At 71.0% G+C, this 14,978-nt stretch carries 12 protein-coding genes, 1 tRNA gene and 1 pseudogene; 3 read left to right on the top strand and 11 right to left on the bottom strand.

Annotation, left to right across the window (positions count from 1 at the left end; genetic code table 11):
* Window positions 1-56 precede the first annotated feature (56 nt).
* From Mth01_RS09870 to Mth01_RS29640, 5 genes are all read right to left on the bottom strand, one after another.
* Window positions 57-551 carry a DUF421 domain-containing protein gene (locus Mth01_RS09870; protein ID WP_204014821.1) on the bottom strand — a complete coding sequence of 165 codons (495 nt, stop codon included), beginning with the start codon at window positions 549-551 and terminating at the stop codon, window positions 57-59.
* A gap of 54 nt (window positions 552-605) precedes the next feature.
* Window positions 606-728, bottom strand: coding sequence for a hypothetical protein (locus Mth01_RS30125; protein ID WP_275408913.1), 123 nt, complete (start codon window positions 726-728; stop codon window positions 606-608).
* 285 nt (window positions 729-1,013) lie between these two features.
* Window positions 1,014-1,086, bottom strand: a tRNA-His gene (locus Mth01_RS09865).
* A 95-nt stretch (window positions 1,087-1,181) separates the two neighbouring features.
* Window positions 1,182-1,778 (bottom strand): oligoribonuclease, encoded by a 597-nt coding sequence (gene orn, locus Mth01_RS09860; RefSeq protein ID WP_204014818.1) that lies wholly within the window; start codon window positions 1,776-1,778, stop codon window positions 1,182-1,184.
* A 20-nt stretch (window positions 1,779-1,798) separates the two neighbouring features.
* Window positions 1,799-2,587 (bottom strand): hypothetical protein, encoded by a 789-nt coding sequence (locus tag Mth01_RS29640; RefSeq protein WP_239089520.1) that lies wholly within the window; start codon window positions 2,585-2,587, stop codon window positions 1,799-1,801.
* Between the two features lie 81 nt (window positions 2,588-2,668).
* Here Mth01_RS29640 and Mth01_RS29635 point away from each other — a divergent pair, with 81 nt between their 5' ends.
* Window positions 2,669-2,890 (top strand): hypothetical protein, encoded by a 222-nt coding sequence (locus Mth01_RS29635; RefSeq protein WP_239089519.1) that lies wholly within the window; start codon window positions 2,669-2,671, stop codon window positions 2,888-2,890.
* Between the two features lie 42 nt (window positions 2,891-2,932).
* Here Mth01_RS29635 and Mth01_RS30380 read toward each other — a convergent pair.
* The 3 genes and pseudogenes from Mth01_RS30380 to Mth01_RS09845 form a co-directional block, all read right to left on the bottom strand.
* A pseudogene (locus Mth01_RS30380) lies at window positions 2,933-3,034 on the bottom strand (DUF2510 domain-containing protein); the annotation flags it as partial.
* 19 nt (window positions 3,035-3,053) lie between these two features.
* On the bottom strand, window positions 3,054-4,550 hold the full coding sequence (locus tag Mth01_RS09850) for a protein kinase family protein (protein WP_204014812.1): 1,497 nt from the start codon (window positions 4,548-4,550) through the stop codon (window positions 3,054-3,056).
* A 19-nt stretch (window positions 4,551-4,569) separates the two neighbouring features.
* Window positions 4,570-6,258 carry a serine/threonine-protein kinase gene (locus Mth01_RS09845; RefSeq protein WP_204014809.1) on the bottom strand — a complete coding sequence of 563 codons (1,689 nt, stop codon included), beginning with the start codon at window positions 6,256-6,258 and terminating at the stop codon, window positions 4,570-4,572.
* A 210-nt stretch (window positions 6,259-6,468) separates the two neighbouring features.
* Between Mth01_RS09845 and pdxR the strand changes: the two genes are divergently transcribed.
* A complete protein-coding gene (gene pdxR, locus Mth01_RS09840; RefSeq protein WP_239089518.1) occupies window positions 6,469-7,878 on the top strand; it encodes a MocR-like pyridoxine biosynthesis transcription factor PdxR in 1,410 nt (469 codons plus the stop codon).
* 8 nt (window positions 7,879-7,886) lie between these two features.
* On the opposite strand, the gene Mth01_RS09835 is transcribed toward pdxR, so the two are convergent.
* Both Mth01_RS09835 and Mth01_RS09830 read right to left on the bottom strand, forming a co-directional pair.
* Window positions 7,887-8,489, bottom strand: a complete 603-nt coding sequence (locus Mth01_RS09835; protein WP_239089517.1) for a hypothetical protein — start codon at window positions 8,487-8,489, stop codon at window positions 7,887-7,889.
* Window positions 8,490-8,671: 182 nt separating this feature from the next.
* On the bottom strand, window positions 8,672-10,498 hold the full coding sequence (locus Mth01_RS09830; protein ID WP_239089516.1) for a substrate-binding domain-containing protein: 1,827 nt from the start codon (window positions 10,496-10,498) through the stop codon (window positions 8,672-8,674).
* Between the two features lie 168 nt (window positions 10,499-10,666).
* Here Mth01_RS09830 and Mth01_RS09825 point away from each other — a divergent pair, with 168 nt between their 5' ends.
* The gene (locus tag Mth01_RS09825) at window positions 10,667-11,485 is read left to right on the top strand and encodes a TrmH family RNA methyltransferase (RefSeq protein WP_239089515.1); all 819 of its coding nucleotides are present in this window, start codon (window positions 10,667-10,669) and stop codon (window positions 11,483-11,485) included.
* Between the two features lie 6 nt (window positions 11,486-11,491).
* On the opposite strand, the gene Mth01_RS09820 is transcribed toward Mth01_RS09825, so the two are convergent.
* Window positions 11,492-14,848, bottom strand: coding sequence for an AfsR/SARP family transcriptional regulator (locus Mth01_RS09820; RefSeq protein ID WP_239089514.1), 3,357 nt, complete (start codon window positions 14,846-14,848; stop codon window positions 11,492-11,494).
* Window positions 14,849-14,978: the final 130 nt, after the last annotated feature.

Genomic DNA, 14,978 nt, shown 5'->3' with positions numbered 1-14,978 from the left:
GCCGTTGACAGCGAGCATAACCCTCATTTCCCAACTTTGGGGGCAATGCGGCCTGACTAACTTCCGTAAGATCGCCCGTCGTCCTGTCTGCGCACGCTCACCCGTCCATCGGGTTCCAGCACCACGTTCAGTTCGCTCACATCATCGGTTCCCTGCTCGCGCAGGTGCGCCATCAACTCGTCCTCGGTGATGAGCTCGCGCCGGAGATTGCGCCGGTCAAGCCTGCCGTCCCTGATGAGGACGCGTGGCGGCGGCTTGACGACACGGGCGATGACGGGCCAGCGGAAGGCCGCGGCGTCCAGCACGATCGACCAGCCGATGATGGTCGCCACGAGGAGCAGTCCGTCGGTGATCGAGTGATATTTCCCGGCCATCGCGTTCTGGGCCGCGTCGGCGATGATGACGATCACGATCAGGTTGGTGGTGCTGAACGAGCCCACCTCGCGCCGGGGCGTGAAGCGAAGCATGAAGAAGATCGCCAGGTAGACGACGGTGCCCCGGACGAAGATCTCCGGTAGCGGTGTCTCCGGCAGGAAGACCTCTTTCCACATCTCCCCCCCTTTCCCCGATGGGCGGCGGTCAAGTCAGGGGAGATCGGCGGGCTTTCACCGGTCTTCGGGTGCGGGCTCGGCGACCTCCACCTCGAAGGTCACGTACCCTTTGCCGCCGCAGTCCTGGCAGGGCTCTTCCACGCCGGCGGTCCCGATCCGGCCGCCGGCGACCGCCATCCGATAGATGATGACCCGTCCGGGGCCGTGACAACCGGGACATATCGCGTTGTGTTGCCTGTTCGGCATCGGTTGCCGCTCTCCTGGGGCGATTCGAGCAGAGGGAAATCTCGAGCAGTGGGAACAAGCACAGAGTAACCGTGGTGAAGTCGGGATCGCGACCGAACGCGATCGGCGCATGACCCAGAGTGCTTCCGCGAGCTGCCCTTCCCGGCCCCCGTACGGGGATGCGGGATACGAAAAAGGCGGTGGCCGGTCCAGTCGGGACCAGCCACCGCCGCGCCGGGTGAGTGATGGGACTTGAACCCACGACATCCAGGACCACAACCTGGCGCTCTGCCAGCTGAGCTACACCCACCATGTCCGCCCCTTGCGAGGCGTACGAAAGAAGTGTAGCGGCATTTTGGAGTCCGTGTGCTCACCGGTTCCGCCGGCCGGTCTGGAAACCTGGGGTCAGGAGGCGGAGACGGCCTCGGCGACTTCCCGGGCCGTGGCCGAGTCGGGGCCCGGCTGGGGCACGAAGACGGCCGCCCGGTAGTAGCGCAGTTCCCGGATGCTCTCGACGATGTCGGCCAGGGCCCGGTGCCCGCCCTGCTTCTCGGGCGCGGCGAAGTAGACCCGGGGATACCACCGGCGGGCGAGTTCCTTGACGGAGGAGACATCGATCATCCGGTAGTGCAGGAACGCGTCGACCAGCGGCATGTCCCGCGCGAGGAACGCGCGGTCGGTCGCGATCGAGTTGCCGCACAGCGGAGCCTTTTTGGGCTCGGCCACGTAGGAGCGGATGTAGTCGAACACCATGGACTCGGCCTCCGCGAGCGTCACCCCGGCCGCCAGCGCACGCAGCAGGCCCGAGGCGGTGTGCATCTCCCGCACCACCTCGGACATCTGCTCCAATGTCTCGGCCGGGGGCTTGATGACGACGTCGACGCCCTCGTCCAACCGGTTGAGCTCGCTGTCGGTGACGACACAGGCCACCTCGACGAGCGCGTCACGGCCGAGGTCGAGCCCGGTCATCTCACAGTCGATCCAGACCAGTGGGTCATTCATGGCTCAAGAGTAGTCGGCGTTTACCTGGCTTCGAGTGAGTCCAGCACGCGCTTGTACGCCGACTGGTCCAGATTGTCCGGAATGGAGATGTGCAGCAGGGCAGGAGACTGTCCCTGGCCCTGATCGACCAGGACGAACGCCGCCTTCTCGGCCTTCCACTCCAACGCGCTCACCTCGGAGACCTTCGAGAAGTCCATCTCGAGCTCCACCACCCAGGCCTCACGATCGCCCACCTTCATCGCCTCGTTGCGTACGATCTTCCGCGCGTGCGGCAGGGGGTAGAAGACCGGCTCGTAGACGGACAACAGGGCTCCGGCGAGACCTTCGAAGCTCCCGGGGCCGTTGTACGGGAAGACCTGGGGGAGGCGGCCGGTGGAAATGGAGCCCATCCAGTCGCTGCCCCGGCCGTCGTAGTTCCGCTGGGACATGACCAGGCAGGCGCTCGTCCACAGCGGCCGGTTGGGGTCGCCGGGATTGTTGATCTCTGCCGCCTTGGGCACGATCCAGGAGTCGCCGGGATAGGCATAGGAGAGCCCGGTGACGGGATCGCTGATCCGCTCTCCGGACGGCTGGGGCAGCTCGGGCATGGACGGCGGGGACGTCGGCTCGGTCGACGGGGGGACGGTCTCGTCCAGCTGTGGCGTCGACACCGGCTGCGGCCGGGACGCGGTGGACTCGGCGCCCTTGTTCACGAAGAACAGCACGCCGCCGATGACGAGCGCGAGCGCGACGACCACGGCGACGCCGCCCAGGGCCCACGGCCACATCGAGGACCGCTGTGGCGGCGGCCCGAAGTCCGGCACCGGCATCTGGGCGGTCTGTCCGAGATTCCCCCACTGCGGCACGTCGGAGACCGGCTGTCCCGGCTGCTGGTGAGGCTGGTGAGGCTGGTGAGGGACGCTGTGCTGCGGGCCGGGCTGCTGCCAGAGCTGTCCGGGTCGGCCGGCCTGTCGCGGTCGGTCTGGCTCTTCGGGACGGTCTGGCTCTTCGGGCTGTTTCGGCTGTCCTGGCGGGTCCGCCGGCTGCGCGGGTTCCCCGGCGTACGGCGCCTGTGCCGCGGGAAGGGGGTCGCCGGGTCGTACGGGATATCCCAGGTGAGGGGACTGCCGTAATTCATCCGGCGCACCCGGCCGGCTCGCCTGACCGGGCTGCTGCATCCGCGCATGAGTGGCGTCGGTCCACTGCGTGCCGTCCCACCAACGGAGGTCGGGGGAGCCGTACGGGTCGGGGTACCAGCCGGCGGGGGTCGTCGTCATGCGGGCCACACTAGTGAAGTCAGCATTTGTAGGAAAAACTAGCTTTATCCTGCAGAAGCTTCCCCGTCGCGCTGGGGGACAGGACGCGCAGCGTCGCGGTGCCGCGGAAGGACCCGGAGCCCTTCACCGTCCAGTGCAACGGGAAGTCCAACGACGTGGTCCCCGAGCCCACCGACTGCTCCTGCTCGATCTTCTGGCCGTCGCTGCGCAGCCACTCGTAGCGGATCGTCCCGCGGCCGCCGTTAGTCGTGACGACCCCGACGAAGTCGGCCCTGCCGCCGCAGCGCACGGTCTTCTTCGGCGGCTTGACGTCCACCTTCAGCACGGCGAGATCGGGGCCCAACGGGGACATCCGCAACCAGAGGATCACGGCGGCGATGAGCATCGCGAGCAGCAGCGGCCCGGCCCACACCGTCGTCCGCCGCTTCCGCCGGCGTGGGGCGTCGCCGATCACTTGAGTGTGGACGGTGGACGTCCGCCCGGAGCGCCAGATCTGCTCGGCGGTCGTCTCAGTCGGCACCCCCGGCCCGAAGCGCATCATCACGTCATGGTCCGGCTGTGCCGTACGGCCCGCCGGGGCGGCCGGGTCGGCCGGGGCGATGTCGTGCGCGCCGGACAGGTCGAGCAGCGTGACGGCCTCGCCGGCGGCGGGCGTGACGGGACTCATGTCGGCGGCGGGCGGGGATGCCGGGGTTGGGGATGCCGGGGCGCCTCCCGAGAACCACAGGTGGACGGTCCCGGCCAGGGTTGTGCTGCCGGGAGGAAGCATGTCGCGTCCGGCGAGCAGGGTCTCCCGGGCGGCGCCGAGCCCCTGGGCCAGGGCCACCGCGGCGGCGCGGTCGAGGAGCGCGGCGGCCATCCCCTGCGCGGGACGACCGTGTGCGGAGTCCTGCGCGAAACGCGCTGCCAGACCTCGGGCGAGTGCCGCCCAGGCGGCCGTATCCGCCGCCGTGCTTGCCGCCGTGCTCTCCGCCGTGCTTCCCGTCCCGAACTCGTTCGCGTTTCGGTGCGTGGACGCGTCGCGGAGCGCCGCGAGCAGCCCTCGTTCGGCCAGGAGCACCGATCCGTCGTCCCCGATGACAACCGTGCCGGGATGCACAGCGCCGTGCGTGAGCCCCGCCGCATGGAGGGTGAGCAGCGCCTGCGCGGTTTCCCGGAGGATCGAGGCCGCCCCGGCGGCGTCGATTCCGGCCCCGGGCACGGTGCCCCCGAGCAGGTCGGCGAGGGTCGGCATGGCCCGGCGTATGGTGATCAGCCAGACCTCGCCGCGCGCGGTCACCAGGTCGGCGACGGGCAGGAGCACCGGTGGGCCGCCCTGCCGGAGCAGCTGAAGATCCGCTTTCACCGCGGTGATCAACCGTTCTCTGGCCCGGGCTCCGCCGATCAGGTGCGGATCGAACCGCAGCACGCCCGACGGGGCTCCCGCCGGGGAGATCGCGTCGTGCCAGGTGCCGAGTTCACCCGTCCGGGTGCGTCCGGTCAGGCGATGCCCCGCGATCGTCGCGCCCTCGTTCATCCATCACCTCGTTCATCCATCACCTCGAGTCCCGCCGACGGAGCCTTCCGGTCGCCCGCTTCACCGCCAGTGTGGCGGGCACCAGGCCGGTCGTCATCAGGCCGATGGCGAAGACGCCCACCGGAACGGCGCTTCCGTCCGGAGCCTCGGGTGAGGCCGTCAGTCTCGGCGGCGGGTCTTCGCCCGGCGTCCCTTCGCCCGGCGGGGTCGAGGACGGCGGGGTCGAGGACGGCGGGTTCTGAGGGGTGGTCGGTCTGGACGTCGTGGGCGGGGTCGTACTCCCCGGCGTCGTACTCCCCGGAGCCGGACTCTTCGGGACGGGGAGCGTGATCGTGGTGTCGGGCTCCGATTGGGTCGGCGATGGCTTCCTCGTCGGCGTCGGGCTGGGCGTCGGGCTCGGTTTGGGCCCGGCCGTCGGGCTGGGGGTCGGTCTCGCGGTCGGGGTGGCAGTGGGCTGCTGGACGGGACCGCCGGTCGCCGTCGGCCTGGGCCGTACTACCGGGGTGCTCGACGCGGTCGGCTTCGGATCGTCGGCCGAGCCTGTTTCCGAGAGCGTCTCCGTGGGCGTCTCCGTGGGTTCGGCCGTCGCCTCGTCGGTGGCGGGGGCGACCGTCAGCGGATCGGCGGGCGAAGTGCTCGGTGTCGTGATCGTCTCGTCGGCCTGGAGCGTGGTCCCGGTCAGGGAGCCGACCAGGGCCGCCGTGCCGCCCGCGACGGCTGCCATGACCACGACGGTCAGGCCGATCTTCGTGCTCACCTTGCCGAGCAGGCCGCGGCCCAGGTTCGTCTCCGCGATGGACGTGCCGACTTCGGGAGCCTCCTCGGCGAGGGGGAAGAACTGGACCAGCAGGCCGGCCAGAGCGGCGAGCCTGCGCCGTCCCCGCTCCTCCCAGGCCGGGCCGTACACGTCGGCCGCGACGAGCTCCAGTTCCTGAAGGAACTCCAGTGCCGACCGCGGCCGGTCGGCGGCCCGCTTGGCCATGCCGCGCTCCACCAGCCCGCGCAGCGAGGGCGGCACTTCCTCCACAGGGGGAGGGGTGACCTGGTGCTGGCGGGCCAGCGCCGCCATGTTCTGCGCCCGGAACGGGCGGCCGCCGGTGAGGCACTCGAAGAAGACGACGGTGGCCGCGTAGACATCGGTGGCCGGGCCGGCAGGGCCGCCCGACCACTGCTCCGGCGCCATGTACGGCGGCGTGCCCGAGACGGCGCCGCCGCCCTGACCGATCTGCGTGGCGATGCCGAAGTCGACGAGCTTGCTCATGCCGTCGGCCTCGACCATCACGTTCTCGGGCTTGTAGTCGCGGTGGACGACGCCGACGCCGTGCGCCGCCGCGAGGCCGAGCAGCGACCCCTTGAGCACGACCAGTGCCGCCTCCGGACCGGTCGGGCCCTCGGAGCGGAGCATCGCGCGCAGCGAGACGCCGTTGATCAGCTCCATCACGATGGCGGCGCCCCGTGGCACCTCCACGTATTCATAGAACTTGGCCGCGTGCGGGCTGGGGTCCATCGACGCGAGCAGGCGCGCCTCGTGCCGGAACCTGGCGACGAAATGCAGGTCCGACATGAGTGCGTCGGACAGGTACTTGATGGCCACCAGGATGTCGTCGGCGTCATGCCGTGCGAGCACGACTCTGCCGGCGCCACCCCTGCCCAGCTCGCGAATCTCCGTGTAGCCGGGGACTCGCCAGGCATCCGTCTGGCCGTGCATACGGTCTCCTCATCGCCCTGGGCCCCCGCCATGACGAGACCGTAGCTTAGTGACCATCGACGCCGTGAGTAGAAAAATCAGGAAATAGCCGAGCAAACGTGTCAAACAACCGGAGCCCGGCTGCACGCGGTCGTGGAGAGCATGTCCGTTACGTTAGGCGGAAGTGGACATGTCGAATGTGTCCACTTCCGGCTGCCGTTGGGAGACCACTTGCGCGGGCACATCGACATTCCGCTGGCACTGGACCGGTCGTCGCCGGCGCCGCTGACCGTGCAGCTCGTGGACCTGCTCAGGGACGCGATGCGCACGGGCGGGCTGAGGGCGGGTGAGCGGCTGCCGTCGAGCCGCGGGCTCGCGGCCGTGCTCGGCGTCAGCCGGACCGTCGTGATGGTCGCCTACCAGCAGCTCTACGCCGAGGGCTGGCTGGAAGGCCGGCACGGCTCCGGGACGTACGTGGCGGACGGCGCACTGCCGCTCGATCCCGTACGGCGGCCCGCGCGACCAGAGCGGCGGCCGGATGGTCCGGTGAGGACCGGAGCGGCGGACCGGGTGGTCGATCTGCGCCCCGGACGACCCTGGGCGTTCGCGTACGACATGGCGGCATGGCGGCGGGCCTGGCGGGCGGCCGGCGCCGTCGCGCCCAGCGACTCTCCGGATCCCCATGGGCATCCCGGGCTGCGCGAACTCCTCGCCGAGCATCTCCGCCGAGCGCGAGCCGTACCCGTCGTGGCGGACGACATCATGGTCACGAGGGGCACCGGCAACGGACTCGATCTCATCGCGGCGGTGCTGCTGCGGCCCCGGCCGGGCGAGTCGCCACCGAGGGCCGGGGTGGAGGAGCCCGGCTACCGGAAGGCCAGGAGCGTCTTCGCGGCCCGGGGCGCCGAGATCGTGCCGTGCCCGGTGGACGAGCAGGGCGTGATCGTCGAAGCGCTGCCGGATGACCTGCGGGTGCTCTACACCACACCCGCCCACCAGTACCCCAGGGGCGGCAGGCTGCCGATCCCGCGCAGGGAGCGGCTGCTCGCGTGGGCGCGCCGCACCGGCGCGATCCTCGTCGAGGACGACTACGACGCCGAGTTCCGCTACGACGTCGCGCCGCTGCCCGCGCTCTATGGTCTCGACCCCGAGCGGGTGGTGCTGCTCGGCACGCTGTCGAAGTCGCTCAGCCCGGATGTCGGCCTCGGCTGGCTGGTGGCCTCCGGGGACCTGCTCGACCGGATCGCCCACGTCCGGGTCGAGCTGACCGACCGCACGCCCGGGCCGGTGCAGGCCGCGGTCGCGGCCCTGCTGGAACGCGGCGACCTCGACCGGCACCTGCGCAGGATGCGGCTGGAGTACGCCCGTCGACGCGCGATCATCGTCGAGACGCTCGGACCGCTCGGGCCGCTCGTGCGCGGGGACACCGCCGGGCTGCACGTGATGGTCGAGCTGCCCGCCGAGGTCGTCCCGGGGCTGGTCGAGCGGGCACGGCGGCATGGCGTGCTGCTCGACACCGCCGACCGGCACCATCACGGGCCGCCCCGCGTGCACGGTCTCGTGCTCGGGTACGGCTCGGCTTCGCGGGCCGACGTACGGCATGGCTGTGCGGTGATTCGACGGCTCCTCGCCGCACAGTGATCCGGCCGTCAGATCACCTGCTCCAGCAGCCGCAGGTCGTCAGGCGCGGGAGGGGCCTCCAGCTTCGCGGGAGCCGTCCCGAGGATCCTGGAGATGTCGATCGAACCCGGATCGCCCTCCCGGGTCCCCGGCACCTGGGAATGGCCGAAGTGCCCGCCGAGGGCCCACAGCCGGCAGCTGCGGTCGGCCATGAGCGAGTGCGGGTACGGCAGAGGCGGTCCGCACGGCCAGCGCCGGGGGACCTCCCAGGAGTCCAGCCACTCCAGGATGTCGTCCAGGCCGTCGAGCTTGGTATCGGTGAACGGTTCGTGCGTCGATCCGATGACCCGGATCTGCACGCAGACGCGTCCGTTCCGGCCCCGGTCGCCCACCAGCCCGCTCGCCGCCCTGGTGGGCGGGAGGAGCTGGACGATCTCCCCGGTCACCGGGTTCCACACCAGGTGGGAGGGGCGATCGAGCTGGATGAGCCGTTGTGCGACGGACTTGGCCGAAACCGCCTGAGGGTCCGCGGGCCAGATGAACCAGACGGTGCGCGGAGCACCGCCCAACATCGCCCCGGAGTCCTCAAGGGAGGGAAGCCGGCTGGTGCCGGGCAGCCATGCTTGGGCCACGATGCCCCCTCAAATCCTCGGTCGGGTGGATTTCTCCCCTTTCGAACTCCCGCTAACACCTGGCGAATCCTGATTGTTACTGGCGAGTGCTATTTGCTGGCAAAGCGGAGCGCATTCGGGGCATGGTTCCGTAATCTCCAGTGAAAGCGCAGTATTTGCGATAAAGGAGAGAAATTCGAGGACTACTGCGCCGAACCTCCACAGTTCGGCGCGCACAGACGGCGGGCGATGCCCTTGAGGAAGATGTCGCGGACCTCCAGCACCGTCTGGGGGAAGTAGGCGGCGCCACCGGTGGCCTTGGCGATCGCGGCCATCTGTGCCCTGTCGTCGTCCTGCGTCGTGTTGAACGAGACGATCAGGATGCTCACCGGCCGCTTGGGGTCGTACGCCTGCTTCAGCTTCTGAATGATCTCCTTGTTCTCGATGCCGCCGTTCGGGTCGTCGTTGCCGACGCCGTCGGTGAACAGGAGGATCGTGTTGACCTTGTCGGGCTGATATTCCTTGGTCATCTTCTGGTAGGCGGCCCACAGTGTGTCGTTCAGCCCGGTGTTGCCGGTCGGGATCGCCTGCGTCCGCTGCATCGCCTGGATGATGCGGTCCCGCCGGGTGACGCCGTTGACCTGCTGGGCCAGCGGACCGATCGAGATGACGGGCTTCCAGTCGACGCCCGGGCCCTGCAGGTTGTCGGAGAACGCCCAGATGCCGATCTCGGTCTTGTCGGGGAACAGCTTCAGCCCTTCGATGCTGGTCTCCGTGATGGCCTTCATGCGGCTGACCCCGGTGCTGTCCGCCGGCTCGGCCATCGTTCCGGAGATGTCGATCAGCCCGAGCATGCGGGTGCCCAGCTTGATCTGCCGCCACGCCTGGGCCAGCTTGTCGATCGACGACTGGTCCGGCAGTTTGATCTCAGCGGGCTTCTTGGCGCTCACGCCGTTCTCCGGCTTGAGCAGGCCGCCGCCCTTGCCGTCCGGCGTGCGGAAGCCGTAGTCCTGCACGGTCTTCTTGCCAGAGGCCGAGGTCAGCTCGGCGGCGAAGGCGGCCGCGGCCTTGCGTACCGCGCCGGCCTTGGCCCTGATGACGATCGGGTAGTCGAGGCTGACCGTGCCCTCGGTCGGATAGAGCGCCACCGCGGGGCTCGACGGGGAGGTCTTGGTGTTGAACGACCAGACCGCCTGCTCGGAGGCGACGCCGACCGGGATGCGTGCGGTGGTCTTCGTCAGCGTGGCGAAGAGATTGTCGGGGGACGGCACGGTGGATTCCGACAGCTGCCGCAGCACGCCGACGAGGAGTTCCTCGCTGCCGCCGCCCGCTTTGAGCACGCTCGCGCCGGCGAGCAGCGCGCCCAGCCCGGCGGCGTTCTGCGTGGGGTCGAGCGCGAGCACGCGCACCTTCCTGGCCAGGCCGTCGGGGTTGGCGGCGTTCGCGGCGCTCATGAGCCCGGTCCAGCTCGCCGGGCTGAAGGCCGAGCGCAGCTTCTCCGCGCCGGACTTCGACGTGGTGAGCACGACGGGGGAACGGGCGGCGTTGCCCGCCAGCTTCGCCGTGCCGTCCGTGGGCAGGCCGGTGGTCCAGAGCTTGGAGTCGGGGATCCAGACATCGGCGTCGGCCCCGGACTTGTCCTCGGCCTGGGCCTTGGTGGGGCCGGATCCCGTGATCGCGTTGGCGACGTCGGCGGACTCCGCCGCCTTGACCGTCACCGTCACGCATTTCCCGTCGACCTTCTTGCCCGACTTGGCGAACTTGCCGGCGACCTTCTGCACCGCCGGCTGAATGTCGGGCGAGGCCACCACGGTGAGACCGATCTTTTCGCCGGCGTCGTTCCCCGCTTCTCCGCACTGGGGATCCTTGTTGACGACCACATAGGCGGCCACACCGCAGAGCACAGCGAGGGCGACCGCGCCGGCCAACGGGACGAACACCTTGCCCGGGCCGCTGCGTCGCCTGGGTGGCGGCTCGTGCTGGGGGTTGAAGTCGCCCTCGAGTTCGTCTGTGCGGTGCCGTCCGCCCACGGTGCCCTCTTCGGTCTCGATTTGGCTCTCCCCGGACGCGCCGCGGATGGCTCTCGGGGAGATTCTCCGTAATGCTTACGGAACGATACTGGGCATCGCGAAGAGGGCCAAACGTCGTTTTTGGTGCACCGATATCGGGGCGCGCCGGCGCCGCCGTACCCTTGGCAGGTGCTCATCCAGGTCGAAGACGCCGCCGATCCGCGCCTCGCCGATTACGTACGGCTGCGCGACATGGACCTCCGCAAGAGCCTGGAGAGCGAGCACGGCCTGTTCATCGCCGAGGGGGAGAAGGTCATCCGGCGGGCCGTCGGGGCGGGGCACCCGGTGCGCTCGATCCTGACCACGGCCAAGTGGGTCGAGCGTGGCCTCCCCGACCACATCGCCGACGTCGCCGGGGAGACCACCGTCTACGTGGTCTCCGACCAGGTCATGGCCGGCGTCACCGGTTTTCCCGTGCACCGGGGTGCGCTCGCCTCGATGGGACGTACGGCGCTGCCAGAGGTCCGCGAACTCCTGAACGGGACGCGTCGGATCGTCGTACTCGAAGACCTGACCGACCATGGAAACGTCGGGGCCATCTTCCGTTGCGCGGCGGCGCTCGGCGTCGACGCGATCGTCCTGTCGCCCCGATGCGCCGACCCCCTCTACCGCCGATCGGTGAAGGTCTCCATGGGGGCGGTCTTCGCGATCCCGTACGCCCGGATGATCGACTGGCACGGCGGCCTGGCCGAGATCCGGGCGGCCGGATTCCGGACGCTGGCGTTGACGCCCGATCAGTCGGCCACGCCGCTCGACGAGGTCGTCATGGCGGAGCGGGTGGCGCTGCTGCTGGGCTCGGAGGGCGATGGCCTGTCGTCACACTGGCTCAAGGAGGCCGACCAGCCCGTCCGCATCTCGATGAGCCCGGCCGCCATGGAACTGGGCGTGGACTCGCTGAATGTCGTGGCCGCCGCCGCCATCGCCTGCCACGGCCTGCTCCGCCGATAGAAGGCGTCATGGGTGCCGGGGCTGGAGGGCGTGGCGGGCATCGGCGATCCATCGGGGCACGTTCCCCCTTTCGGCCACGGCCAGCGCCTTCTCGTAGTGCTCCCCGGCCGGCAGGCCGAGCCGTACCGCGAGATCGCCGAGCGTCCTGGCGACCGGCCAGAGGGCGACCACGCCCGTGCCCGCCCCGGCGATCCTGTCGTGGAACGGCAGCAGCTTCTCGTACGCCTCCCGCATCCGGCTCTCGTCGTCGAGCAGCATGCCCGCCAGCGCCCGCCAGATGAGCGCGAGCTCGTAGAGGAAGTCGGTACGGACCGGCTCCCGGGCCACCGCGACCGCCTGCGCGTCCTTCACGTGTCCCGCGTAGAACAGCGCCACCACGTACGCGTCGAGCGTCCACTTGGCGCCGCGCTGGTGGGCCTCGCCCAGCGGCTCGACGATCTCGGCGGCGCGGCCGTCGACCAGGTGGAGGCAGAACGTGGCGATCAGCGGCAGGTCCTGACGGCCTTCGAGCATGCCGGCCCGCGCCGTCAGCCGGGCCGCGTTCCGGTAGGCGCGCTCCGCCGCGTCGTAGTCGCCAGTGATCATCAGTCGCTGGCCGGCGTACCACGCGCCAATGGCGGCCGGGGCGGGTAGATCGTAGCGCCGGCCGAGCCGCTCGGCCTGCGCGAGGTGCTCGTCGGCCTCGGCGAAGTCGCCCCGGGCGGCCGCGCATTCCAGCAGCACCAGGTGGGCCAGCGCCTGGACCGCGATCTGGCCGGACTCCGCGCCGACCCGCAGCAGTTCCCGGCCGATGGTCTCGCGCTCGTCCACCTGTGTCAGCGTGTACGACTGGCGCAGCCTGCCGCTGAGCGCCATCGCCAGCAGGGCGGGATCGCCGCTCGACCTCGCCAGCTCCTCGGCCTCCAGCGACGCCTGGTAACCGCGCTCGGTGGCCGAGCCCTCCAGTTCCAGCGCCAGCGTGGCGAGCAGACTGGCCCGCAGGGACTGCTCGCTCGGCGGCAGCTCCTCCAGGGCCTTCTCTGTGACGTTGACGATCTCCCAGGCGGTCCGGGTGAAGTCCCGGGCGATGCCCTTGTGCGGGACCGCGAGCGCGGCCGCCACCCGCGCGGTCAGCTCCAGATCGCCGAGCGGCAGGGCCACGTCCATGGCGTCCCGCCGGTGCGCGCGGGCCGCGGTCATGTCGCCGCCCAGCGCCAGGGTCCTGATCAGCCTGAGCCGCAGCTCCAGCCGCTCCTTCACGGGACCGCCGCCGGGGCGGGCAGCCGGGTGGGCACCTGGGTGGGCAGCCGGGTGGGCAGCCGGGTGGGCGCGGTCGAAGGCGGCGATGGCCTTCTGCCACAGCGAAGCGGCCTCCCGGTGCGCGAACCGCCGCTCCGCCTGCTCGGCGGCCAGGCCGGCGTACCGCTGCGCCTTGGCCGCGGTCTCCGCGGTGCCCGCCGCGTCGTAGTGATGGGCCAGGGCGGCCACGTCGTTCGGGTCGCGCTGCTCGATGACCGACGCCACCGCGCCGTGCAGCCGCGACCTGCGCAGCCGGGAGGCGTCCGAGTAGATCGTGTCCCTGATCAACGCGTGGTCGAACCTGAGCAGGCCGGGACCCGGCTCGGTCACCAGCCCGGCGAGCAGCGCCGCCTCGACCGCGTCCACCACCGAGTCCTCGTCGCCGGACACGTCGACCAGCACGTCGACGTCCACGTCACGGCCGATCACGGCGGCCTGCAGCAGCACCTGCTGCGCCCGCTCCGGCAGCCGGGCGATCCGCCGCCGCAGCACCTCGCGCACGCCCGAGGGAACCTGGGAGATGTCGGCCTCCGCCTCGAACAGGCGGGCCGTCTCCTTGACGAAGAACGGGTTGCCGCCCGCGCGCTCCACGATCGCGCCGATGACCTCGTCGTCCACTTCGTGCACGCAGGTGGCGCGGATCAGCTCGGCCACCGCCGCGTCGGCCAGCCCGCCGAGGCCGACCCGTACGGGATCCAGGCGGGCGAGCGCGGCCAGCACGTCCTGCTGCCCCGCGTTCAGCTCGCCGTCCCGGCACGTGACCACCAGCAGGACGCGGCTGGCCGCGAGCAGGCTCGGCAGCGCCCGCAGCAGGGCCAGGGTCTGGTCGTCCGCCCACTGCAGATCCTCCAGGAGGATCAGCAGCGGCGCCTCCCGCGCCACTCCGGAGAGGTAACCGCCCACCGCCCGGTGCAGCCGGAAACCGCCGGACGCGTCGTCGTCGCCGGTGCTGTCCGGGGCGGCGTCGTCCAGCAGCGGCGCGAGCAGGGCCGCGTACTCTCCCGCCCCCCTTCTCGTGACGAGCGCGCGCAGCACCTCGACCCAGGCCCAGCCGGGAGGGGTGGCGGTGCTGTCGGGACAGGAGCCGGTGGTCGTCGTCCACCCCTCGCCTTCCAGGCGTTCGGCGAGCCGCCGTACCAGCGTGCTCTTCCCTGCGCCCGGATCGCCGCCGATCACCGCGACGGTGAACCGGCCCGCCCGTGCCCGCGGCGGCGCCGCGGCGAGCGCGGTGAGCTCGGCCTCCCGCCCCACGAACGGCTCGGGCCGAAGGGGAGGTACGGCTCCCGCCTCGACCGGCCGGGGCGGCCACGTCGCGGCGGCCTCGACCGGCCGCCGGGCGGGCAGGACCAGGTCGAGACCGGGATCCTGGGCGAGGATGTCCGACTCCAGCTTCCGCAGCGCGGGCCCTGGATCGATGCCGAGCTCGTCGGACAGGATCGTCCGGGCCCGGCGCAGCGCGGCCAGCGCGTCACCCTGCCGCCCGCACCGGTACAGGCCGAGCGCGAGCAGCCGCCAGCCCTCCTCGCGCAGGGCGTGCTCGGTGGTCAACGCCTCCAGGTCGGGCACGGTCTCCGCGTGCAGCCCCAGCCGCAGGCCCGCGTCGGCGTACCGCTCCCGCGCGACCACGCGCAGTTCGCTCAGCCGTGCCACCTCGGCCTCGGCCCACGGCTGCTCGGCGAAGTCGGAGTACGGCGTGCCCTGCCAGAGCGCGAGTGATGCCTCGAGCATCGCCCTGGCCTCGTGGGGGAGGCGGTCCAGCCGTTCCCCGGCCGAGCGGACGTCGGCCTCGAAGCGCAGCGCGTCCACGTGCTCGGGGGCGGTGCGCAGGGCGTAGCCGGACGCGACGGTCACGAGCAGCCGGTTCGGCCCCCCGCGCGGTCTGCCCGGCTCGAGGACGCGGCGCAGCCGTGAGACGTACACCTGCAGTCCTGATTGCGCGCCCCTGGTCGCGTCGTCGTTCCACAGGTCGAACAGCAGGGTGTCGACCGGGACGACCTGGCCGCGTGCCACCAGCAGACGGGCGAGCACGGCGCGCTGCCGTAACCCGCCGAGGTCCAACTCGCCCGTGCCGTCATGCGCACCCACGGGCCCGAGAACCCGGAACGCCACCGAGCTCATTGGCCGCCGCCCATCCGATTCGTCACACCGCGCTCAGCGGCCGCCGATCGCTGATTCATGTCACGCGCAACGGTATGCGCGCCGGTGAATCGGAGAC

It is taken from the genome of Sphaerimonospora thailandensis (assembly GCF_016863115.1).
GTDB classification, from domain to species: domain Bacteria; phylum Actinomycetota; class Actinomycetes; order Streptosporangiales; family Streptosporangiaceae; genus Sphaerimonospora; species Sphaerimonospora cavernae.
This window is presented reverse-complemented; position numbering and strand designations above follow the sequence as displayed.